A 20,262-nucleotide genomic window follows, 5' to 3' on the forward strand; every position below is an offset into this window, starting at 1 on the left:
CGAAGGGGCTGCGTAGCGGCCCCAGATTTCAGCTTCGCCGCCGAGATCCCCGGGCCCGCTTTGCGGGCCTTTCGCGACACAAGGCCGCTCCTACAGGGGACCGCGCCGGCAGGTGTTGCGCGGTTGGCTCACACGGTTTTGGCTATGCGCCTGGCGGCCAACGCCCAGCCCATCAGCAGCAGGCAAACAATCGCCAGCGGCCACGAGCGCCATTGCAGGTAGGGCGTCAGTTGCTGCATCGGCACCACTTCGCCATACAGGATCGCCTGCTGGAACTGCGGGATCTGCGTGGTGATGCGGCCAAACGGGTCGATCAGCGCGGTAACGCCATTGTTGGTCGCACGGATCATCCAGCGCCCCGCTTCAAGCGCACGCATCTGCGCCATCTGCAGGTGCTGCAGCGGGCCGATCGAGGTGCCGAACCAGGTGTCGTTGCTGATGGTCAGGAGCAGATCGCTGCGCGCCGCAAGGCTGGCGGCAAACTCGGGGTAGACCACTTCGTAGCAGATGTACGGGGCGATCTGATAACCCTTGGCCTGCAGCAGCGGCTGGTCATCCGGGCCGCGGGCGAAGTCCGACATCGGCAGGTTGAAGAATTCGATCACCCCGCGCAGCATGTCCTGCAGCGGCACGTACTCGCCAAACGGCACCAGCTTCTGCTTGAGGTAGGTGCCATCGCCTTCACCGGTCACGGTGATGCCGTTGAAGTAGCGCCGTTGCTGATGCACCACTTCGCGCACCGGTACCCCGGTAATCAAGGCCGAGTTGCGCTCGGCGGCAAAGCGTCCCATCACGTCGATGTAGCCCTGGGCCTGATCCTTGAGGACCGGCACGGCCGTCTCGGGCCAGACCAGCAGATCCACTCGCTTGGAGGTAAAGCTCATGTCGCGGTACAGCGCCAGTTGCGCGTCGATGTGCGCCGGGTCCCACTTCAGATCCTGCTCGACATTGCCTTGCACGGCGGCGACGCTCAGCGGCTCGCCGGCAGGGCGCGTCCAGGCGTGGTCCTTGAGGGCCATGCCGAGTCCCCATGGCGCCACCAGCAACAGTGCGCCAACTGCCATGAATGCCGGGCGTGCGCGCAGTCGGTGCAGGTTGCACAGCAATGCAGCGCTGAGGGCCAGGGCAAACGAGATCAGCCACACCCCGCCGAGCGGCGCGAGGCCGGCCAGCGGGCCATGCAGCTGGCTATAACCCGAATAAAGCCACGGGAAGCCGGTCAGGAACCAGCCGCGGAAGGCCTCTTGCAGCAGCCACAGCGCGGCAAAGCACAAGGCGTCGGCTAGCGGCGCTTCGTTCCGGCGCAACCAGCGCGCCCAGAGCCAGGCGGGCAGGGCAAAGAACCAGGCAATGGCGGCAAAGAATGCCACCAGCAGCAGCACCGCCAACAGCGGCGAAGCACCGCCGTAGGTGGTCATGCTGATGTAGATCCAGCTGGTGCCGGCGCCGTACAGACCGAAGCCGAAGCACCAGCCGCGACCCATGGCCTGGCGTGGGCTCAGCTCGCGCAGGCCAGCGTAGAACAGGCCGACGGCAAGCAGGGCCAGCGGCCACAGGTCGAACGGCGACAGGGCCAGCAGGGTAGACGCGCCGGCCGCCATGGCCAGCAGGTTACCGGGCCAGCCGGGGCGGGTGATCCAACGCATGGTGTTCCTTAACGGCTAATCGGGGTCAGGCGCAGCAAGTGCACGCGGCGGCTGTCGGCGTTGAGCACGCGGAAGCGATACGCGCCGATCTCGGTGGTTTCGTTGCGCTTGGGCAGGTGACCGAAGGCACTCATCACCAGGCCGCCGACGGTGTCGAACTCGTCATCGGAGAACTCGCTGTCGAAGAACTCGTTGAAGTTCTCGATCGGCGTCAGCGCCTTGACCAGGAAGTCGCCACTTGGCAGCGGCTTGATGTAGCTGTCTTCTTCGACATCGTGTTCGTCTTCGATGTCGCCGACGATCTGCTCAAGCACGTCTTCGATGGTGACCAGGCCGGCGACGCCGCCGTATTCGTCGATCACCACGGCCATGTGGTTGTGGTTGGCGCGAAACTCGCGCAGCAGCACATTCAGGCGCTTGGACTCCGGCACGAAGGTGGCCGGGCGCAGCAGGTCCTTGATGTTGAAGCTGTCGCCGTTCTCCTGAAGGATCAGCGGCAGCAGATCCTTGGCCAGGAGGATCCCGAGCACATCGTCATGGCTTTCGCCGACCACCGGATAACGCGAGTGCGCGGCATCGATCACCGACGGCAGAAACTCGCGCGGGGTCTGGCTGGCCTTGATGCTGATCATCTGCGAGCGCGGCACCATGATGTCGCGTACCTGCAGGTCGGCGACCTGAATTGCACCTTCGACGATGGTCAGCGCTTCGCTGTCGAGCAGCTTGTTCTGATGGGCTTCGCGCAGCAGCTCGAGGAGCTCCTGGCGGTTTTTCGGCTCATGGGCAAAAGCCTGGGTCAGTTTGCCCAGCCAGGACTTTTGCCCGTTGCTCGATCGGTCTTCGCTCATGGCGGTTACTCGTGTTCCTTGCTGATGTCGGTAGTAGGGAGGTGGTCGTCGGCATACGGGTCAGGGTGACCCAGTTCTGCCAGCAATGTTCGTTCCAGTGCTTCCATCTCTTCGGCTTCGTCATCATCGATGTGATCGTAGCCAAGCAGATGCAGGCAACCATGGATAACCAGGTGTGCCCAATGTGCTTCAAGTGCCTTGCCCTGTTCGGCCGCTTCGCGCTCGACCACGGCCACGCAGATCACCAGATCGCCCAGCAGGGGAATATCGAGCAGTTCGTCGGGGACGTCGGCAGGAAATGACAACACATTGGTTGCGTAATCTTTATGACGGTAGGTGTGATTGAGCTCACGGCCTTCGCTTTCATCGACCAGGCGAATGGTCATTTCCGAATCGGCAGTGCGCTGGCGCAAGGCCAGCTCACACCAGCGGCGGAAGTCGGCGTCATCAGGGCTGGCCGCATCGGTAGCCCGTTGCAGGTCGAGTTCAAGCATCGCGTGCGGGTGCCTCGGCCTGGCGGCTCTCGAAACGGTCGTAGGCCTCGACGATGCGCTGCACCAATGGATGACGCACGACGTCCTTGGACTGGAAGTGGGTAAAGCTGATGCCCTGCACGTCCTTGAGCACATCGATGACATGGGTCAGGCCCGACTTGGTGCCGCGTGGCAGGTCGACCTGGGTGATGTCACCGGTGATCACCGCGGTCGAGCCGAAGCCGATCCGGGTGAGGAACATCTTCATCTGCTCGAGCGTGGTGTTCTGGCTTTCGTCGAGGATGATGAAGCTGTTGTTCAAGGTGCGACCGCGCATGTACGCCAGCGGCGCGATCTCGATGACCTGACGCTCGATCAGCTTGGCCACATGCTCGAAACCGAGCATTTCGTAGAGAGCGTCGTACAGCGGACGCAGGTACGGGTCGATCTTCTGCGACAGGTCGCCGGGCAGGAAACCGAGCTTTTCGCCCGCTTCGACCGCCGGACGCACCAGCAGGATGCGCCGCACCTGTTCGCGCTCCAGCGCATCGACTGCGCAGGCTACGGCCAGGTAGGTCTTGCCGGTACCGGCCGGGCCAACACCGAAGTTGATGTCGTTGGCGAGGATCTCTTTGACATAGCGTTGCTGGTTGGCACCGCGCGGGGTGATCTTGCCCTTGCGCGTGCGCAGCGAAACGCTGACCTCGTTGACCGCCGGGTTGGCGATGTGTTCGACCGCCGACTCCTGCAGATACAGGTGGACCGTTTCCGGCGACAGCTCGGTGGCCTTGGTCTCACGATAGAGACGGCGCAGCAGCTGTTCGGCAGCGGAGGTGGTCTTGGGTTCGCCGACCAGTTCGAACTGGTTGCCGCGGTTGCGGATCTGGATGGACAGACGCTGCTCGATGAGCCGCAGGTGCTCGTCGAACTGGCCACACAGGTTGGCGAAACGATGGGCCTCGAAGGGTTCGAGGATGAAACGATGGGGTTCTATGGGTGCGTTCAAGGTCGTTTTAGGCCGCTCGCCGGCTATAGAGGTGAACTCAAGAATAACCCTTGTCTGACAGTGGCGAAAGCACTGAAACGATCAAGGGTCGGTGCAGGTGCTTTTGCCGACCAATTGACCCGCCGTCGGCGCCATGTGAGGCCTCGCAGTGGGCCGGGCTCTGCTATGATGCGGGCCATTTTCAGACCAGTGTGCCTATACGCCGATCATGAGCAAAAGCGAACCCGCGATCTACAAAGTGATCTTCCTCAATCAGGGGCAGGTCTTTGAAATGTATGCCAAGCAGATCTTCCAGAGCGACCTCTGGGGTTTTCTCGAAATCGAAGAGTTCGTCTTCGGCGAGCGCACCCAGGTGGTGGTCGATCCGAGCGAAGAAAAGCTCAAGGCCCAGTTTGAGGGAGTGATCCGCAGCTTCGTGCCGATGCACTCGATCGTGCGCATCGATGAAGTCGAGCGGTTGGGTACGGCGAAGATCAGCGAAGCCAAGATCACCGGCAACGTGATGCCGTTCCCAATGCCAATACCTACCAAATAATCCTTACGGCAGCGGGGCGAAAGGGCTGCGGCCCTCGGCGTTCTGCAGTTCGAGCAGATATTTGCGGAAGATCTGGCCGAGCACCTGGGTGGCGTGCTCGAGTTCGTCGCGGGGCATCTGCTCGGTGACTTCGTCAGCCAGGTCGAGGGCATCCTCGGCACCGTTGACCGCGGCCATCTTCAGCAGAATGTACGCCTGGACATTGTTGGCCTTGACCCCTTCACCATGGAAGAACATCGAGCCAAGCCGATACTGGGCCTGAGCATGGCCTTGCAACGAGGCTTGCTGGAACCAGTTGAGGGCTTTGTTGAGGTCGCGTGCGGCTTGCTCGCCGTTACCGCTGTAGTAGAACTCGCCCAGCTCGTACTGCGCCTGGGCATCCCCAGACTCGGCAGTGTGCTCGCACGCCTTGAGGGCGTTCTGCAGGTCCTCTGGCTGAACGTTGAGAGTGCAGCGGCCCGTCGCTGGAATCAGCAACGAGTTACCGCCCTCTGCCAAGGCCAGCAGGGGCTGAAGGAGCAACAGGCAGCCCAGGGTCAGGGCGCGGCCGGTGCGGTTCATGGGGATCGACTTACCTCTGCAAGCTGTCCGATGTCTCTGGTGGCACATTATGGGATAAGCAGCGCCAACCTTACAAAGTTTTACTCGATTTTCTGTTGAAGGTGGGTCTGCGGGGGCCTTTTCGCGGCGGACCGCCGCGAAAAGGCCCTCAGCCGCGCTGATTTACTTCAGCTTGGCAAACGCCCGCTCGGCCGCATCCAAAGTGATTTTCAGCTCGGTATCGCCATGCACGATCGAGGTGAAACCAGCCTCATAAGCGCTTGGCGCCAGGTACACACCGCCTTCCAACATCAGGTGGAAGAAGCGCTTGAAGCGCTCGGTGTCGCTGGCCATGACGTCGTCGAAGGTGACGATATCGTCCGCGCCGGTGAAGTACAGGCCAAACATACCACCCGCTTGAGTAGTGACAAACGGCACGCCCGCAGCATCGGCGCGCTGTTGCAGGCCGTCGAGCAGGTTGCTGGTGAAGCGGCTCAGCTCATCGTGGAAGCCCGGACGGCTGATCAGCTTGAGGGTAGTCAGGCCGGCGGCCATGGCCAGTGGGTTACCCGACAGGGTACCGGCCTGGTAGACCGGGCCGAGCGGGGCGATGCATTCCATGATCGCGCGCTTGCCACCGAAGCAGCCGACCGGCATGCCGCCACCGACGATCTTGCCGAAGGTAGACAGGTCCGGGGTGATGCCGTAATGACCCTGGGCGCCGCCCAGCGATACCCGGAAGCCAGTCATCACTTCGTCGAAGATCAACACCACGCCATGCTTGTCGCACTGCTCGCGCAGGCCTTCAAGAAAGCCCGGCGCCGGCGGCACGCAGTTCATGTTGCCGGCAACCGGCTCGACGATGATACAGGCGACACTCTGGCCGACTTCGGCGAGGGTCTTTTCGACTTCGGCGAGGTCGTTGAACGGCAGGGTCAGGGTGTGCTTGGCAAAGTCTGCCGGGACCCCCGCCGAACTCGGCACGCCCTGGGTCAGCAGGCCGGAGCCGGCCTTGACCAGCAGGCTGTCGGAGTGGCCGTGGTAGCAGCCTTCGAACTTGATGATAGCGTCGCGGCCGGTGTAGCCACGAGCCAGGCGAATGGCGCTCATGGTCGCTTCGGTGCCGGAGCTGACCATACGCACCATCTCCATCGACGGCACCAGCGAGCAGACCAGGTCGGCCATCTCGGTTTCCATCGCGGTCGGCGCGCCGTACGACAAGCCATGCTCGAGTTGCTTGCGCACCGAGTCGAGCACGTCCGGGTGGCTGTGGCCGAGAATCATCGGCCCCCACGAGCCGACATAGTCAACGTAGCGCTTGTCGTCTTCATCGATGACGTAGGCGCCCTGGGCGTGCTTGAAGAACAGCGGCGTGCCACCGACGCTCTTGAAGGCACGCACCGGCGAGTTGACGCCACCGGGGATGTGCTTCTGGGCCTGGGCAAAAAGGAGTTCGGAACGGGACATGGTTTTCTCTCGAATTCAGGAAGCGAACAGCGCGTTGAACGCGCGGGCCCGGCGGGTGACTTCGTGGGCGTCGTCAGCCGCAAACAGGCCATGAATGACGGCCAGCAGGTCGGCGCCGTGGTCGATCAATGCCGGGGCGTTGTCGAGGGTGACGCCGCCGATCACGGCGATCGGCAGTTTCACCGTGGCGCGGGCCTGGGCCAGCAACTCCAGGCTGGCAGCCGGCGCGCCGGGTTTGGTCACGGAGTTGAAAAAGCGGCCGAAAGCGACATAGTTGGCGCCTTCACGGGCGGCCTGCTCGGCCAGCTCGAGTTGAGCGTGACAGGTCGAGCCGATGATTGCATTGCGCCCGAGCAAGGCTCTGGCAGGCATCAGCGGGCCGTCGGTCTGGCCCAGGTGCACGCCGACGCCCAGGCGCGCGGCCAGCTCGGCGTCGTCGTTGATGATCAGTTGGGTGCCGTAACGCTCGCAGAGCACCTTCAAGGCTTCGGCTTCGCGCAGGCGCTTGGCCGCATCGTCGCTCTTGTCGCGGTACTGCAGCAGGCGCACACCGCCGGCCAGCGCCGCTTCTACATGGGATTCAAAGCGGCCAGCGAGCAGCTGGCTGTCGGTGATCGCGTACAGACCGCGTAGCTTCATGTCAGGCCTCGTGTGCGTAGCTCAGGAACAGAAATCCAGCGGCAGGCGGCGCGGCACGAATTGGCCACGGCCCAGTTGTTCAGCGTCGCGCAGAGTCCGCCAGGTGTAGTCGAGGGCGCTGCGTACGGCGCTTTGCAGTTCTTCGCCAAGGGCCAGGCGACCGGCCAGAGCGCTGGCCAAGGTGCAACCGGAACCGTGATAGCTGCCCGGCAAGCGCTGGCAGAGCCAGGTCTGGCTGCTGCCAGCGCGGCTGTACAGGCGGTTATGAATGGCGTCTTCGTCACCGTGGCCGCCGGTAATCAACAGGTTTTTGCAGAACGGCAGCAGCTTGGCTGCGCACTCGTCGGCAGTGCCTTCGGGCAGCTCGGCGAGAATGCGTGCCTCGGGCAGGTTGGGCGTGGCGATGGTCGCCAGCGGCAACAGCCGTTCGCGCACGGCATAGCCGACCTCATCCTTGCCCAGCCGACCACCGCCGCCAGCGCGCAGTACCGGGTCACAGACCAGCGGCAGGTGCGGGTGCGCGGCCAGCAGCTCGGCCACGGTGTCGACCATTTCGATCGAACCGAGCATGCCCAGCTTCACCGCCGCCACCTGCGAGTCGTTGAGCACGGCGTTGGCCTGGGCCAGCACCCACTCGCGATCGAGCACGCGGAAGTCGGAGACGTTGACGGTATCCTGCACGGTCAGAGCGGTCACGGCGGGCGCGGCGTGACAGCCTTGGGCGATCAGGGCTTCGATATCTGCCTGCAGGCCGGCGCCGCCACTGGGGTCGTGGCCGGAGAGACAGAGGACAACGGGGCGGGAGCTGTAGATATTCATGGTCGGCGAGCTTACCACCAAACCTATTTCGGCGAAGCGCCCCGCGTGTCGATAGTGCAGGGCGTTGCTCGGGATGGGACGGTTATTTCGCCTGTAAATGGCGTGCTAGAGCTGTTCAGTCAAAATCATGCGGACTTGATCGCCATCACTGATGGCTATGCTAGAGTGCACAAATAATTCGATAACGGGCTCTACCGGATTACGTCGCCTCAAAGGGAAAGGGGGCCAACGCGACGCAACCGAAAGGGCCATGCTGGGGCTGTAATGCGCTATTTGCTGATCATCTTGCTGGGCTGCTTGCCCGCGCTCGCCGCAGCTGTGGATTTTGACGACGCGACCCGGCATCTGCCGCTAGGCAAAATCATGCAGGTGTATGAGGACCGCACGGCCAGTGCGACCATTGCCGAGGTCAGCTCGGCGGAATTTGCCGAGCGTTTTGTCACCCATAAAGAAGACGTGCTCAACGCCGGTTATTCCAACTCGGTGTTCTGGCTGCGCCTTGATCTGCGCTACGTCGCGCCGGCCAACCAGGCCGCCCGGCAATGGCTGCTGGAACTCGCCTACCCGCCGCTCGATCACCTCGAGCTATACCTGGCCGACGCCCGCGGCCATTTCAAGCTGGCGCAGCGCACCGGTGATGCCCTGCCGTATGCCAGCCGGCAGATCCAGCAGAACAACTACCTGTTCGAACTACCGCTGCAGCCCGGCCAGCCGACCACGGTGTATCTGCGCCTGCAGAGCGAAGGCTCGGTTCAGGCGCCGCTGACGCTATGGTCGGTGAATGCCTACATGGAAGATCAGCCTACCCGCCTGTATGTGCTGGGGATGATCTACGGCGTGTTGCTGGTGATGCTGGTGTACAACCTGTTCATCTACATCAGTGTGCGCGACGTCAGCTACCTCTATTACATCCTCTATATAGCCTCGTTCGGCTTGTACCAGGTGTCGGTCAACGGCGCCGGAGTGGCGTATTTCTGGCCGGACAGCCCGTGGTGGGCAAACGCGGCGACACCGCTGTTCATCGGTGCCGCCGGCTTGTTCGGCTGCCAGTTTGCCCGCCACTTCCTGCAGATGGGCCTGCTCAGCCGCGGCTTCGACCGGCTGCTGCAAGTGCTGATGCTCGGTGGCGCGCTTGTCATGGTGCTGGCGGTGACCCTGCGCTACGGCGTGGCTCTGCGCATGGCCACGGTGCTGGCGCTGCTGTTCACCGTGAGTATCTTCAGCGCCGGGCTGTATGCCTGGTGGCGCGGGCTGCGGGTGGCGCGCTGGTTCATCATCGCCTGGTCGGCGTTTTTGCTCGGCGGGCTGGTCAATACCTTGATGGTGCTGGGCTATCTGCCCAACGTGTTCATCACCATGTACGCCAGCCAGCTCGGCTCCGCGCTGGAAGTCGCCTTACTGTCGCTGGCTCTGGCCGATCGCATCAACAGCTTGCGCGAGCAGCAGGCGCAGACCCTGCGCGACACCGGCCAGACCCTGGAGCAGCTCAACCAGCAACTGGCCCGCAGCAACCGTTTGAAGGACGAGTTCCTGTCGACCGTGACCCACGAGCTGCGCACCCCGATGAATGGCGTGATCGGCTCGCTGCAGCTGATGCAGACCCTGCCGATGGACAGCGAACTCAGCCAGTACCAACACACCGCCACACGCTCCGCCCAAGACATGATGGTGATGGTCGACGACATCCTCATCCTGAGCGAACTGCAGGCGGGCCGGCTGCGTGCGCATCCCTTGCCGTTCAACCTGCGCCGCGAGTTGCAGGAACTGCGCGCCAGCTTTGCCGGGCTGGCCTTGAGCAAAGGCCTGTACCTGAGTTTGGATATCCCGGCCGACCTGCCCGACGAGCTGGTCGGCGATGCGCCAAAGCTGATGCGCTGCCTGCGTTGCCTGGTCGACAACGGCTTGAAGTTCACCGAGCAGGGTGGGGTGATGATCAAGGTCCGTGGCCGCCGGGTTGGCCCGCACAGCCTGGCGCTGTCGTTTATCGTCAGTGACAGCGGCATTGGTTTTGATGACCTTGATCAGGCCACGCTTTATCAGCGCTTCTTCCAGGTCGATGGCTCGATGACCCGGCGCTATGGCGGGCTGGGCATCGGCCTGTCGATCTGCCGGCAGTTGGGCGATTTGCTTGAAGCGAGCCTGTCGCATGAGTCGACCCGCGGACTGGGCAGCCGTTTCGAACTGACCCTGAACCTGAGCGCGGCCCAGGTACAGGCGCCGCCGGGCCGCGTTGCCAGGTTCTGAGTGCACGGCGTTGTCGTAAAGCGCCGCCGCGATAGGCCGATTCGTCACTTTGACTGACCGCGCAACGGTGCTTCACTGGCAGTCCAAGGCCAGCACGGCACCAGGAGCGCGCCCATGAACCTGCACCAGTACGCCGAGACTCACCAGGTCAGCAACCAGCCGCCTTCATTGGATGGCGCCAACCTGTACCGGCTCGATCTGCCGTTGCAGCAATGGTCACAGCGCTTTGGCGCGGGCTGGGCGCAGGCGCAGCTGGACAGCTATGGCGCGCTGGCCGGTGGGCCGCTGATGGCGGCGGGGTTTCTGGCCAACGCGCACAAGCCCGAGTTCCACAGCCACGACCGCTATGGCCATCGCATCGACCTGGTCGAATTTCATCCGGCCTATCACCAGTTGATGCGCACTGCTGTCGAGCATGGCTTGCCATCCTTGCCCTGGGCCGCGCCGCAGCCTGGTGCGCATGTTGCCCGCGCCGGGCTGACCTATCTGCACTCGCAAGCTGAAGCTGGCACCGGCTGCCCACTGACCATGACCTTTGCCGCGGTGCCTGCGCTGCGTGTGCAGCCGGAGCTTGCCGAGTACTGGCTGCCCAAGCTGCTGGCCCGCGACTACGACCCGCGCAATGTCGGCGACCGGCACAAGGCCGGTGTCACCCTCGGCATGGCCATGACCGAAAAGCAGGGCGGCACCGACGTGCGCGCCAACACCACGCGGGCCTATCCGGTCGGCGCCGGTGGCCCCGGCCAGGCGTACGAGCTGGTCGGGCACAAGTGGTTCTGCTCGGCGCCGATGTGCGATGCGTTTCTGACCCTGGCGCAGACCGACAAAGGCTTGAGCTGCTTTTTGCTGCCGCGCCATCGCCCCGACGACAGCCGCAACCAGTTCTATATCCAGCGCCTGAAAAATAAACTGGGCAACTGCTCCAATGCTTCCAGCGAAATCGAATTGCGCGGCGCCCTGGCGTGGATGATCGGCGAAGAGGGCCGCGGCGTGCCGACCATCATCGAAATGGTGGCGATGACCCGCTTCGACTGCATGGTTGGCTCCAGCGCGCTGATGCGCCAGGCGCTGACCCAGGCCGCACACCACTGCGCCCATCGCCAGGTCAGTGGGCGCCTGCTCGCTGAGCAACCCTTGATGCAGAACGTCCTCGCCGACCTCGCCCTGGAAAGCGAGGCCGCGCTGGCGCTGAGCCTGCGCATGGGCCAGGCATTGGACCAGCTCGAAGATCCGCAGCAGGCGCATTTCGCCCGGTTGATGACTGCGGTAGGCAAATACTGGATCTGCAAGCGCGCCCCGGCGATGATCAACGAAGCGGCGGAATGCATGGGCGGCGCGGGCTACGTTGAAGACAGTATCCTGCCGCGGTTGTACCGCGAGGCGCCGGTCAACTCGACCTGGGAGGGCTCGGGCAATGTGCAGTGTCTGGATGTGCTGCGTGCACTGAGCAAGGAGCCCGGTATTCAGGACGCGTTGTTCGCCGAGCTGGGCGATGGCCACGGCGAACCGCGGCTGGCGGCGCATATTGCCAGGCTCAAGAGCGCCTTGGCCGACACCAGTGACATCCAGTACCGCGCCCGCCAGCTGAGCGAAGACATTGCCCTGGCGGTGCAGGCCAAACTACTCCTCGAAGTGGGCAATGCGCAGGTCAGCGATGGCTTCATCGCCAGCCGCCTGGGCGGCTCGGGCAGGGTCTACGGCGCCTTGCCGCGCGGTGTCGACGTGCAGGCGCTGGTCGCGCGGGCGACGCCGCCGTGGCCGTGCTGAGGCTAATGCATCCGCAGGGGTGTATTTGCTACCGAAGCAAGGCAAGATGGCTGCACGCATGACAGAAAACAGGAAGCCCAGCGTGAGCCAAGCGTTTGTAGTCGTTGATACCCCCGAACAGGCCGTCGACCGTCTGGCGGCCCTGCATGAACAGGCCACCGGTGCCCTCAGTCAGGCCCTCAAGCGTTACCTCAAGGACCGCACCGAACCGGACGCCGAAGAGCGCGCCCTGTACCGCTACCCAGCCTTGCGCCTGACCTACTACAGCAACGGCGAAGTCGCGGCCACCACCCGTGCCTATGGCAAGGTCCAGGTCGCTGGCACCTACAGCGTCACCGTGACCCAGCCTGAAGCCTTCCGCAGTTACCTGCTCGACCAGTTGCGGCCCCTGATGCACGACTACACGGTGACCGTGGAAGTCGGCGTCAGCGAGCAGAACATCCCCTACCCGTACGTGGTCGAGCAGGGCGATGAACTGGCCGGCACCGGCATTACCGCCGCCGCCCTGGCGCGGGTGTTCCCCAGCACCGACCTGTCGGCTGCCACCGACGATATCGCCGACGGCCTGTGGGACTGGAGCAATGCCGACAATCTGCCGCTGGCGCTGTTCGACGCCGCCCGCGTGGACTTCTCGCTGCGCCGCCTGGTGCACTACACCGGTAGCGACTGGCGCCATGTGCAGCCATGGATCCTGCTGACCAACTACCACCGCTACGTTGACCAGTTCATTGCCCATGGCCTTGAGCAGCTGCGTGACGACCCGCGCTTTGTGCGCATGGTCTTGCCCGGCAACGTGGTCATCGAAAAAGGCCTGAACGAAGGCGAGACCCAGGCGCTGGTGGCCAGCGTGGTCTGGCACCGCTTCCAGATGCCGGCCTATCACCTGATCGCCGCCGATGGCGACGGTGTGACCCTGGTCAACATCGGCGTCGGCCCGTCAAACGCCAAGAACATCACCGACCACCTGGCCGTGCTGCGCCCGCATTGCTGGCTGATGATCGGCCACTGTGGCGGCCTGCGTCAGTCGCAGACCATCGGCGATTACGTGCTGGCCCACGCCTACATGCGCCGCGACGGCATTCTCGATCGAGTGGTGCCGCCGAACATTCCTATCCCGGCCCTGGCCGAGGTGCAGATGGCGTTGCAGGAAGCAGCGGCGCAAGTCACCGGCGAGCGCGGCGACGAGCTGAAAAAACGCCTGCGCACCGGCACCGTGCTGACCTACGACGACCGCAACTGGGAGCTGCGCTGGGCCCAGGAACGGCCGCTGATCAACCTTTCGCGAGCGGTGGCGGTCGACATGGAAAGCGGCACCATCGCCGCCCAGGGTTATCGCCTGCGGGTGCCTTACGGGACCTTGCTCTGCGTGTCGGACAAACCCCTGCACAGCGAGATCAAGCTGCCAGGTTCGGCCAATGCGTTCTACAACCGCGCGGTCAGCCAGCACTTGAAAATCGGCATCGCCGCGCTGGATCTGCTGCGTACCGAGCTCAATTCGTTGCACTCGCGTAAACTGCGCAGCTTCGATGAGCCGCCGTTCCGCTGAGGATCCATGCCCCTGCCACCCCGTTCCAAGCCGCGCCGCACCCCAGCGCCGCGGCCTGCCGGCCCCCGCCGGCCGGCCAAGGCGCCACCGGCCGAGCCGCGCCTGGTGCTGTTCAACAAGCCGTTCGACGTACTGACCCAGTTCAGTGACGGCGACGGCCGCGCCACCCTCAAGGATTTCATCGATATCCCCGGGATCTATCCCGCCGGGCGCCTGGACCGCGACAGCGAAGGCTTGCTGTTGCTGACCAACGACGGTCGCCTGCAAGCACGGATTGCCGACCCCAAGCACAAGCTGGCCAAGACCTATTGGGTCCAGGTTGAAGGTGAGCCCAGCGAGGAGCAGTTGCAGCGCTTGCGCCAGGGCGTCGAGCTCAATGACGGCATGACCTTGCCAGCCGAGGCGCGGCTGTTGGCCGAGCCGCAGTTGTGGCCACGCGAGCCGCCAGTGCGCTTTCGCAAGAGCGTGCCGACGGCCTGGCTGGAGCTGGTGATTCGTGAAGGGCGCAACCGTCAGGTGCGGCGCATGACCGCTGCGGTCGGCTTGCCGACTTTGCGTCTGGTGCGGGTGAAGATCGGCGACTGGACGTTGGACGGGTTGGATCAGGGCTGCTGGCGCGACGCACCGCCCAAGCTGTAGATGAGCAGGGCGTGTGCGTCAGACGCCCTCGATCATTCCCACCACCACGCTCTTGATGATGAACGCGAGCACGCCCAGGCCGAGCACGAAGAACAGGATCAGCGTGCCGAAGCGGCCTGCCTTGGATTTTTTCGCCAGGTCCCAGACGATGAATCCCATGAAACCGATGAGAATGGTCACCAGGATGATCATCATCCATTCTTCGAATTTTTCAGGATCCATCTGTGCGCTCCAGGCAGGCTCAAGCGGCGGAGTATACGCCCGGGCCCCTCAGCTGTTAACGCAGGTGGGTCAATGGCAGCTCGGTGCTGGCCAGAACCTGGTTGAGCACAAAGCTGGAACGCACGCTGGTAACGCCTTCGATGCGGGTCAGACTGCCCAGTAGCAGTTTCTGGTAATGGTCCATGTCCGGCACCACCACTTTGAGTTGATAGTCGGCGTCCATACCAGTCACCAGGCTGCACTCGAGCACCTGCGGCAGGCTGCGCACGGCGGCTTCAAACGTCTCGAAACGCTCAGGGGTATGCCGGTCCATGCCGATCAAAACATAGGCGGTCAGGCTCAAGCCGAGCTTCTTGCGGTCCAGCAGTGCAACCTGGCGCGAGATGTAGCCGTCGTCTTCCAGTTGCTTGACCCGACGCGAGCACGGCGAGGGCGACAGGCCGATGCGTTCGGCCAGTTCCTGGTTGGAGATGCGCGCATCGCGCTGCAATTCGGCGAGGATGCTCAGGTCGTAGCGGTCGAGCTTGCTCATGAAAGGGGCCTTTTCTGTTCGGATTGCGGCGAATTATCAATCCAGGGTTAAAAATTGCGCAAGTGCTATTTATCTGAGCAATCTTCGCAATCCTGTGCCGGGCTCTGGCCGGTATCTTTATCAACAGAATCACTGCCCGGACATAAGTCCACGGCGACCGGCCCAGGAGGCCGCTCGCGGCCCGCGATCAACACGATCAGCCGGCCCCCGGGCTACGCTCTGTCTACCAGACGGGGTGAGGTGAGCCGGCGCCACAAGTGCCGAGCACGGACGACAATTGCAAAGGGAGGCCACTTGGCCTCCCTTTTTTATGGCTGGATTTTCATCTGCCCACGCATGCTGCGCGGTAAACTGGCGGCAGTTGCGGTTTTACTTGTCGAGAGGAATACCATGAGGTCGCGCGGCTGGCAGTTGGCAGGGGTAGGTGTGCTGGCAATGGCTATCAGCGCCGCGGTGCAGGCGCAAGGGCCTGGCGATGGCCGTGGGCCACAAGACCCGAATGGCGGCGGTAGTTCCGGCTCGTCATTGAATTCTCGGGATGAAGTACGCCAGACCGAGCAACCCCGGCAAGGTTATTACCAGGACATCCCGCGCCGTGGCCCCGACAATCGCCATTGGCAGGCGGGAGGGCCCGGTCAGCGCCCCGGTGACAACTGGTCAGGTCGCCCCGATGGTCACGGCAATGGCTGGGGGCCAGGGCCGCAGTACCACCCCGGGCAGGCGATCGACCGCTTCCCTGAGCAGCACTGGAAAGTGCCCTATCGCGGCCGCGATTATTTCTACTCCGGTGGCTACTGGTATCAGCCGCAGGGACCGCGCTACGTAGTGGTGCGCCCACCTTACGGCGTGCGCGTCGGCTACCTGCCGCCGTATGCGCGAGAAGTCTGGCGCGGCGGTGCGCTGTTCTTTCTGGTCGCTGACACCTACTACCAATACCTGGCCGACAGTCGCGAGTACATGGTGGTGAATCCACCGGTCAGCCAGCCTGTGCCACCGTTGCAGGCCAACAGTGGTTATGACGTGGTTGCTTACCCAAGCTACGGGCAAAACCAACAGCAGCAGGATCAGGACCGCTATCAGTGCCATCGCTGGGCTGTCGAGCAGTCCGGCTTCGATCCGGCCCAGGCCAGCTATGCGCCGGCGGCAAATGTCGCCGACCTGTATCGGCGCTCGCTTGGGGCGTGCCTTAGTGGGCGTGGGTACAGCATCAACTGATAGCGCTCGTTTCTGATTCGAATATGTCGGGGGCTGCTTTGCAGCCCTTTCGCGACACAAGGCCGCTCCTACAGTTGACCGCGCAAGCCAGGCGCTACGCGGTCCCTGTAGGAGCGGCCTTGTGTCGCGAAAGGGGCGCAGAGCGCCCCCCGGCGTCCTGACTGACATCACAGCGGGTCGGCATGCACCATCACATCCGCCTGCGGATAGCGCTCGCGGATCACTGCCGAGGCTTGCACGCACAGCTCGTGGGCATCATGCAGTGACAGCGTGCCGGGCAGCTCAAGGTGCAGTTGCACAAACCAGTAGCTGCCGGACACGCGCGTACGCAGATCATGCGCGCCGAGCACCCCGGGGATAGCCGTGACCAGCGCCAGCATCTGCTCGGCCACATCGCCGGGCAGCTCCTTGTCCATCAGGATCGCCGTACTTTCCCGAGCAATCTGCACTGCACTCCAGAGGATATACAAGGCAATGCCCAGGCCGAACAGCGCGTCCAGCTGCGGCCAGCCATAACCGGCCAGCAGCAACGCCAGCAGGATGCTGCCGTTGAGCAACAGGTCGGAGCGGTAATGCAGGGAATCGGCACGCACTGCGGTCGAGCCGGTGGCCTTGATCACTTTGCGCTGCAGCGCCAGCAGGGCCACGGTCAGCACCAGCGATAACACCATCACACCGATACCGGCCGCCGTATCACCCAGCGGCTGCGGTGACTGCAGACGACTCACCGCCTGCACCCCGATCAGCACCGCGCTGGCGCCGATGAACAACGCCTGGGCCATGCCGGCCAGCGCTTCCGCCTTGCCATGGCCAAAGCGGTGATCGTCGTCGGCCGGGCGCAGGGCGTAGTGCACTGCCAGCAAGTTGAGCAGCGAGGCCACCGCATCCAGCGCCGAGTCGGTCAGCCCGGCCAGCAGGCTGACCGAGTCGCTTAGCCACCAGGCAATCGCCTTGCTCACCACCAGAATGCAGGCCACCGCCAGCGAAGCGCGAGTGGCCAGGCGGAGCAAGCGTTGCTGTTCGGCAGTGGGCGTCATGCGTTGAGCATCCTGCGAAGTGTCAGGCGGCCGGGATCAGGCCGTAGCTGGCCAACTGCTCGACGCTGCCGCGGTGCTGGATCAGGCGCGGGTCGTTGAGCGGCAGGCGCTGGCCCAGCTCGCTTTCGAGAATAGCCTGCAGCTTGCTGTTGTCGATGCTGCCATCGGCATTCACCGCCGGCTTGAGCTTGGCCGGGTCGACCTGGGCGGTGGTGCCGCCGGGGTAGTAGATCGCGCCAGTGGCAAAGTCGACACCAAAGGCGATCAAGCCCGGGATCACGTAGAACAGAATGCCGATGGCATCGAGGGCGACGATCACCGGGTCGACCTTGCCTTCGATCTGGCCACGGCGATCTGGATAGAACAACGTGCCGCAGGCCGTCAGCTGAGTCAGCAGGGTGGCAACCAGGGCGCCACCGATGACGCGGGAATGAATGCGCATGTAAATCTCCGATGGAAAATCGCAACGAAACAGGCCAGCGGCCTGCTGCCGATAGTATGACCTATCGGGCCTCGCCCGGTTCGCCGTTATACTCGGCGCCTCGTTCGAGGACCACCATGATTTCATTACCAATCGATGCCGTACTGCCCGCCCTGCGCCAGGCGCTCAGCGCGCGCCACGAAGCCGTGCTGGAAGCGCCGCCTGGCGCCGGCAAGACCACCCGCGTGCCGCTGGCCCTGCTCGAGGAGCCGTGGCTGGCCGGCCAGCGCATCATCATGCTCGAGCCACGCCGGCTGGCCGCCCGGGCCGCAGCCGAGCGGCTCGCCAGCGAGCTGGGCGAGCAGGTTGGGGAAACGGTCGGCTATCGGATTCGGCTGGACAGCAAGGTCGGGCCGAACACCCGCATCGAAGTGGTCACTGAAGGCATCCTGACCCGCCGGCTGCAGTCGGACCCGGCGCTGGAAGGTGTAGGCCTGCTGATTTTCGACGAATTTCACGAGCGCTCACTGGACGCCGATCTGGCGCTGGCGCTGACCCTCAACGGGCGGGCACTACTGCGCGACGAGCCGGCGCTGAAAATCCTGCTGATGTCGGCAACCCTCGAAGGCGAGCGCTTGGCGCGCCTGCTTGACGACGCTCCGGTGGTCAGCAGCCAGGGCCGCATGCACCCGGTAACGATCCAGTGGGGCCGGCCGATGCAGCCGGGTGAGTTCGTCGAGCCGCGGGTGGTCGACTGCGTGCTGCAGGCGCTGGCCGATCAAAGCGGCAGCCTGTTGGTGTTTCTGCCCGGCCAGGCCGAGATCCGCCGAGTCCATCAAAGCCTGCAGGAAGCCGTCGGCGAGCGCTCCGACATCATCCTCTGCCCGCTGCATGGCGAGCTTGACCTGAACGCCCAGCGTGCTGCCATCGAGCCGCCTGCCGGGGGCCAGCGCAAGGTGGTGCTGGCGACCAACATTGCCGAAACCAGCCTGACCATCGATGGCGTGCGGGTGGTGATCGACGCCGGCTTGGCGCGGGTGCCGCGATTTGACCCGGGCAGCGGCATGACCCGCCTCGACACTCAACGCATCTCCCGCGCCAGCGCCACCCAGCGCGCCGGGCGGGCAGGGCGGCTGGAGCCGGGCGTGTGCTACCGGCTGTGGTCCGAAGCGCAGCATGAACAATTGGCCGCCCACGGCACCGCAGAAATTCTCCAGGCCGACCTGGCCGGGCTGGCGCTGCAACTGGCGCGCTGGGGCGTGAGCCCGGACCAGTTGAGCTGGCTCGACCAGCCGCCTGCCGCTGCCTACGCCCAGTCACAAGACCTGCTGGCCCGGCTTGGCGGCTTCAAACCGGCCAGCCGCAGCAACCTGAGTAGTCATGGCCAGGCCATGGCCGAACTGCCCGCGCATCCACGGATCGCCCATCTGTTGCTGCGCGGTCAGCAACTGGGCCTGAGCGAAATGGCCTGTGACGTCGCCGCGCTGCTGGGCGAGCGTGACATCCAGCGCGGTGGCGGCGCTGATCTGCACAGCCGGCTGGCACTGCTCAGCGGCCAGAGCAAAGCAGTGCGCGGTGCGCAAGGCGGCGTGCAGCGTGCCCGCCAGTTGGCGCGCCAATACCGCGGTCTGCTGCGTGGCAGCGTGCAGACGCCGGTCGTCGACCCGCAGCATCCACGCTGGCTCGGTGCACTGCTGGCGCTGGCGTATCCAGACCGGGTTGCCCAACAGCGCCGTGAAGGCAGTGCCGAGTACCGTCTGGCCAATGGTCGCGCAGCGTTGTTTGCCGAGGTCGATGGGCTGATGAAGTGCCCGTGGCTGGTAATTGCCGACCTCGGCAGCCGCCAGGGCCAGCGTGAAGAACGGATCTATCTGGCTGTCGAGTTCGACCCTGAGTTGTTCGACGGCGTGCTCGCCGAACAGGTGCAAACCCTCGACCTGCTCGACTGGGATGAGCGCGAGCAGGTCCTGCGCGCCGAGCGCCAGCGCAAGGTCGGTGAGCTGGTGCTGAGCCGTGAAGCCCTGCCGGGGCTCAACGATGAAGCCCGCGCGCAGGCGCTGCTCGGGCTGGTCCGACGCAAGAGTCTGGCCTTGTTGCCGTGGACCCCGGAGCTGCGCCAGTGGCAAGCGCGGGTGGCTCTGCTGCGCCAGCTGGATATGGCGCAGAACGGCGCCAGCGACTGGCCCGATCTGTCTGACCAGGCCCTGCTCGACAGCCTCGAAGCTTGGTTACAGCCATATCTGGGCAAAGTCTCGCGGCTCAGCCATTTCGCCCAGCTGGATCTGTCGTCGATCCTGCGCAATCTGCTGCCCTGGCCGCTGCCGCAGCGGCTGGAAGAGTGGGCGCCGCAGCATCTGGATGTGCCCTCCGGCTCGAGCATCCGCCTGGACTACAGCGAGACGCCGCCGATTCTGGCGGTGCGCCTGCAAGAGCTGTTCGGTCTGGCCGACACCCCACGCATCGCCCAGGGCCGCCAGCAGGTCAAGCTGCACCTGCTGTCGCCGGCACGCCGGCCAGTGCAGGTGACCCAGGACCTGGCCAACTTTTGGCGCATGACTTATGCCGAGGTGAAGAAAGACCTTAAAGGCCGTTATCCCAAGCACTACTGGCCTGATGATCCGCTGATCGCGCAGGCCACCGCGCGGGTCAAACCGCGAGGGACCTGA

19 protein-coding genes are annotated in these 20,262 nt (G+C 64.2%); 7 read left to right on the forward strand and 12 right to left on the reverse strand.

Annotated elements, in window-relative coordinates; genetic code table 11:
* Positions 1-128: 128 nt before the first annotated feature.
* The 4 genes from lnt to AC58X1_RS22485 are packed head-to-tail and all read right to left on the reverse strand — an operon-like array spanning position 129 to position 3,973.
* Positions 129-1,646: an apolipoprotein N-acyltransferase gene (gene lnt, locus AC58X1_RS22470; RefSeq protein ID WP_312391693.1), complete on the reverse strand. Its 1,518-nt coding sequence runs from the start codon at positions 1,644-1,646 to the stop codon at positions 129-131.
* 8 nt (positions 1,647-1,654) lie between these two features.
* The gene (locus AC58X1_RS22475) at positions 1,655-2,494 is read right to left on the reverse strand and encodes a CorC family transporter (RefSeq protein ID WP_101322250.1); all 840 of its coding nucleotides are present in this window, start codon (positions 2,492-2,494) and stop codon (positions 1,655-1,657) included.
* Positions 2,495-2,499: 5 nt separating this feature from the next.
* Positions 2,500-2,988 carry an rRNA maturation RNase YbeY gene (gene ybeY / locus AC58X1_RS22480; protein ID WP_101322249.1) on the reverse strand — a complete coding sequence of 163 codons (489 nt, stop codon included), beginning with the start codon at positions 2,986-2,988 and terminating at the stop codon, positions 2,500-2,502.
* The gene (locus tag AC58X1_RS22485; RefSeq protein WP_101322248.1) at positions 2,981-3,973 is read right to left on the reverse strand and encodes a PhoH family protein; all 993 of its coding nucleotides are present in this window, start codon (positions 3,971-3,973) and stop codon (positions 2,981-2,983) included. Before AC58X1_RS22485 ends, ybeY begins: the two co-directional genes overlap by 8 nt.
* Before the next feature lie 208 nt (positions 3,974-4,181).
* Here AC58X1_RS22485 and AC58X1_RS22490 point away from each other — a divergent pair, with 208 nt between their 5' ends.
* A complete protein-coding gene (locus AC58X1_RS22490) occupies positions 4,182-4,508 on the forward strand; it encodes a DUF1820 family protein (protein WP_101322247.1) in 327 nt (108 codons plus the stop codon).
* A gap of 3 nt (positions 4,509-4,511) precedes the next feature.
* Here the strand turns inward: AC58X1_RS22490 and AC58X1_RS22495 are convergent, their stop codons facing one another.
* The 4 genes from AC58X1_RS22495 to AC58X1_RS22510 all read right to left on the reverse strand — a co-directional run bounded on the left by AC58X1_RS22495 (position 4,512) and on the right by AC58X1_RS22510 (position 7,973).
* A complete protein-coding gene (locus tag AC58X1_RS22495) occupies positions 4,512-5,069 on the reverse strand; it encodes a tetratricopeptide repeat protein (protein ID WP_101322246.1) in 558 nt (185 codons plus the stop codon).
* Between the two features lie 162 nt (positions 5,070-5,231).
* Positions 5,232-6,515 (reverse strand): glutamate-1-semialdehyde 2,1-aminomutase, encoded by a 1,284-nt coding sequence (gene hemL, locus AC58X1_RS22500; RefSeq protein WP_101322245.1) that lies wholly within the window; start codon positions 6,513-6,515, stop codon positions 5,232-5,234.
* A 15-nt stretch (positions 6,516-6,530) separates the two neighbouring features.
* Positions 6,531-7,154, reverse strand: coding sequence for a thiamine phosphate synthase (gene thiE / locus AC58X1_RS22505; RefSeq protein WP_150570967.1), 624 nt, complete (start codon positions 7,152-7,154; stop codon positions 6,531-6,533).
* Positions 7,155-7,175: 21 nt separating this feature from the next.
* Positions 7,176-7,973, reverse strand: coding sequence for a hydroxymethylpyrimidine/phosphomethylpyrimidine kinase (locus tag AC58X1_RS22510; protein WP_497429478.1), 798 nt, complete (start codon positions 7,971-7,973; stop codon positions 7,176-7,178).
* A 264-nt stretch (positions 7,974-8,237) separates the two neighbouring features.
* On the opposite strand from AC58X1_RS22510, the gene AC58X1_RS22515 reads away from it, so the two are divergent.
* The 4 genes from AC58X1_RS22515 (at position 8,238) to AC58X1_RS22530 (ending at position 14,169) form a co-directional block, all read left to right on the forward strand.
* The gene (locus tag AC58X1_RS22515; RefSeq protein ID WP_312391784.1) at positions 8,238-10,217 is read left to right on the forward strand and encodes a sensor histidine kinase; all 1,980 of its coding nucleotides are present in this window, start codon (positions 8,238-8,240) and stop codon (positions 10,215-10,217) included.
* A 114-nt stretch (positions 10,218-10,331) separates the two neighbouring features.
* Positions 10,332-11,984, forward strand: a complete 1,653-nt coding sequence (locus AC58X1_RS22520) for an acyl-CoA dehydrogenase family protein (protein WP_497429479.1) — start codon at positions 10,332-10,334, stop codon at positions 11,982-11,984.
* A gap of 58 nt (positions 11,985-12,042) precedes the next feature.
* Positions 12,043-13,530: an AMP nucleosidase gene (gene amn / locus AC58X1_RS22525; protein WP_178080798.1), complete on the forward strand. Its 1,488-nt coding sequence runs from the start codon at positions 12,043-12,045 to the stop codon at positions 13,528-13,530.
* Positions 13,531-13,536: 6 nt separating this feature from the next.
* Positions 13,537-14,169 carry a pseudouridine synthase gene (locus AC58X1_RS22530; protein WP_101322239.1) on the forward strand — a complete coding sequence of 211 codons (633 nt, stop codon included), beginning with the start codon at positions 13,537-13,539 and terminating at the stop codon, positions 14,167-14,169.
* A gap of 18 nt (positions 14,170-14,187) precedes the next feature.
* Here the strand turns inward: AC58X1_RS22530 and AC58X1_RS22535 are convergent, their stop codons facing one another.
* Together AC58X1_RS22535 and AC58X1_RS22540 are read right to left on the reverse strand one after the other, a co-directional pair.
* The gene (locus tag AC58X1_RS22535) at positions 14,188-14,391 is read right to left on the reverse strand and encodes a DUF2788 domain-containing protein (RefSeq protein WP_101322238.1); all 204 of its coding nucleotides are present in this window, start codon (positions 14,389-14,391) and stop codon (positions 14,188-14,190) included.
* Positions 14,392-14,446: 55 nt separating this feature from the next.
* Positions 14,447-14,923, reverse strand: coding sequence for an Lrp/AsnC family transcriptional regulator (locus tag AC58X1_RS22540; RefSeq protein ID WP_101322237.1), 477 nt, complete (start codon positions 14,921-14,923; stop codon positions 14,447-14,449).
* A gap of 390 nt (positions 14,924-15,313) precedes the next feature.
* Here AC58X1_RS22540 and AC58X1_RS22545 point away from each other — a divergent pair, with 390 nt between their 5' ends.
* Complete coding sequence (locus AC58X1_RS22545) at positions 15,314-16,138, forward strand: DUF6515 family protein (RefSeq protein ID WP_497429480.1); 825 nt, start codon at positions 15,314-15,316, stop codon at positions 16,136-16,138.
* Positions 16,139-16,305: 167 nt separating this feature from the next.
* On the opposite strand, the gene AC58X1_RS22550 is transcribed toward AC58X1_RS22545, so the two are convergent.
* Entirely contained in the window at positions 16,306-17,175 is an 870-nt protein-coding gene (locus tag AC58X1_RS22550; protein WP_101322235.1) for a cation diffusion facilitator family transporter, read from the reverse strand.
* 22 nt (positions 17,176-17,197) lie between these two features.
* The gene (gene pmcY / locus AC58X1_RS22555) at positions 17,198-17,617 is read right to left on the reverse strand and encodes a periplasmic Zn2+ metallochaperone PmcY (RefSeq protein ID WP_101322234.1); all 420 of its coding nucleotides are present in this window, start codon (positions 17,615-17,617) and stop codon (positions 17,198-17,200) included.
* 116 nt (positions 17,618-17,733) lie between these two features.
* Here pmcY and hrpB point away from each other — a divergent pair, with 116 nt between their 5' ends.
* A complete protein-coding gene (hrpB, locus tag AC58X1_RS22560; RefSeq protein ID WP_497429481.1) occupies positions 17,734-20,262 on the forward strand; it encodes an ATP-dependent helicase HrpB in 2,529 nt (842 codons plus the stop codon).

Source organism: Pseudomonas sp. PGPR N4 (assembly GCF_059693665.1).

What these genes read in the sequence shown, in the direction of transcription:
- lnt (WP_312391693.1), bottom strand. Translation starts at nt 1,646, where the DNA reads ATGCGTTGGATCACCCGCCCCGGCTGGCCCGGTAACCTGCTGGCCATG.
- AC58X1_RS22475 (WP_101322250.1), bottom strand. Translation starts at nt 2,494, where the DNA reads ATGAGCGAAGACCGATCGAGCAACGGGCAAAAGTCCTGGCTGGGCAAA.
- ybeY (WP_101322249.1), bottom strand. Translation starts at nt 2,988, where the DNA reads ATGCTTGAACTCGACCTGCAACGGGCTACCGATGCGGCCAGCCCTGAT.
- AC58X1_RS22490 (WP_101322247.1), top strand. Translation starts at nt 4,182, where the DNA reads ATGAGCAAAAGCGAACCCGCGATCTACAAAGTGATCTTCCTCAATCAG.
- AC58X1_RS22495 (WP_101322246.1), bottom strand. Translation starts at nt 5,069, where the DNA reads ATGAACCGCACCGGCCGCGCCCTGACCCTGGGCTGCCTGTTGCTCCTT.
- hemL (WP_101322245.1), bottom strand. Translation starts at nt 6,515, where the DNA reads ATGTCCCGTTCCGAACTCCTTTTTGCCCAGGCCCAGAAGCACATCCCC.
- thiE (WP_150570967.1), bottom strand. Translation starts at nt 7,154, where the DNA reads ATGAAGCTACGCGGTCTGTACGCGATCACCGACAGCCAGCTGCTCGCT.
- AC58X1_RS22510 (WP_497429478.1), bottom strand. Translation starts at nt 7,973, where the DNA reads ATGAATATCTACAGCTCCCGCCCCGTTGTCCTCTGTCTCTCCGGCCAC.
- AC58X1_RS22515 (WP_312391784.1), top strand. Translation starts at nt 8,238, where the DNA reads ATGCGCTATTTGCTGATCATCTTGCTGGGCTGCTTGCCCGCGCTCGCC.
- AC58X1_RS22520 (WP_497429479.1), top strand. Translation starts at nt 10,332, where the DNA reads ATGAACCTGCACCAGTACGCCGAGACTCACCAGGTCAGCAACCAGCCG.
- amn (WP_178080798.1), top strand. Translation starts at nt 12,043, where the DNA reads ATGACAGAAAACAGGAAGCCCAGCGTGAGCCAAGCGTTTGTAGTCGTT.
- AC58X1_RS22530 (WP_101322239.1), top strand. Translation starts at nt 13,537, where the DNA reads ATGCCCCTGCCACCCCGTTCCAAGCCGCGCCGCACCCCAGCGCCGCGG.
- AC58X1_RS22535 (WP_101322238.1), bottom strand. Translation starts at nt 14,391, where the DNA reads ATGGATCCTGAAAAATTCGAAGAATGGATGATGATCATCCTGGTGACC.
- AC58X1_RS22540 (WP_101322237.1), bottom strand. Translation starts at nt 14,923, where the DNA reads ATGAGCAAGCTCGACCGCTACGACCTGAGCATCCTCGCCGAATTGCAG.
- AC58X1_RS22545 (WP_497429480.1), top strand. Translation starts at nt 15,314, where the DNA reads ATGAGGTCGCGCGGCTGGCAGTTGGCAGGGGTAGGTGTGCTGGCAATG.
- AC58X1_RS22550 (WP_101322235.1), bottom strand. Translation starts at nt 17,175, where the DNA reads ATGACGCCCACTGCCGAACAGCAACGCTTGCTCCGCCTGGCCACTCGC.
- pmcY (WP_101322234.1), bottom strand. Translation starts at nt 17,617, where the DNA reads ATGCGCATTCATTCCCGCGTCATCGGTGGCGCCCTGGTTGCCACCCTG.
- hrpB (WP_497429481.1), top strand. Translation starts at nt 17,734, where the DNA reads ATGATTTCATTACCAATCGATGCCGTACTGCCCGCCCTGCGCCAGGCG.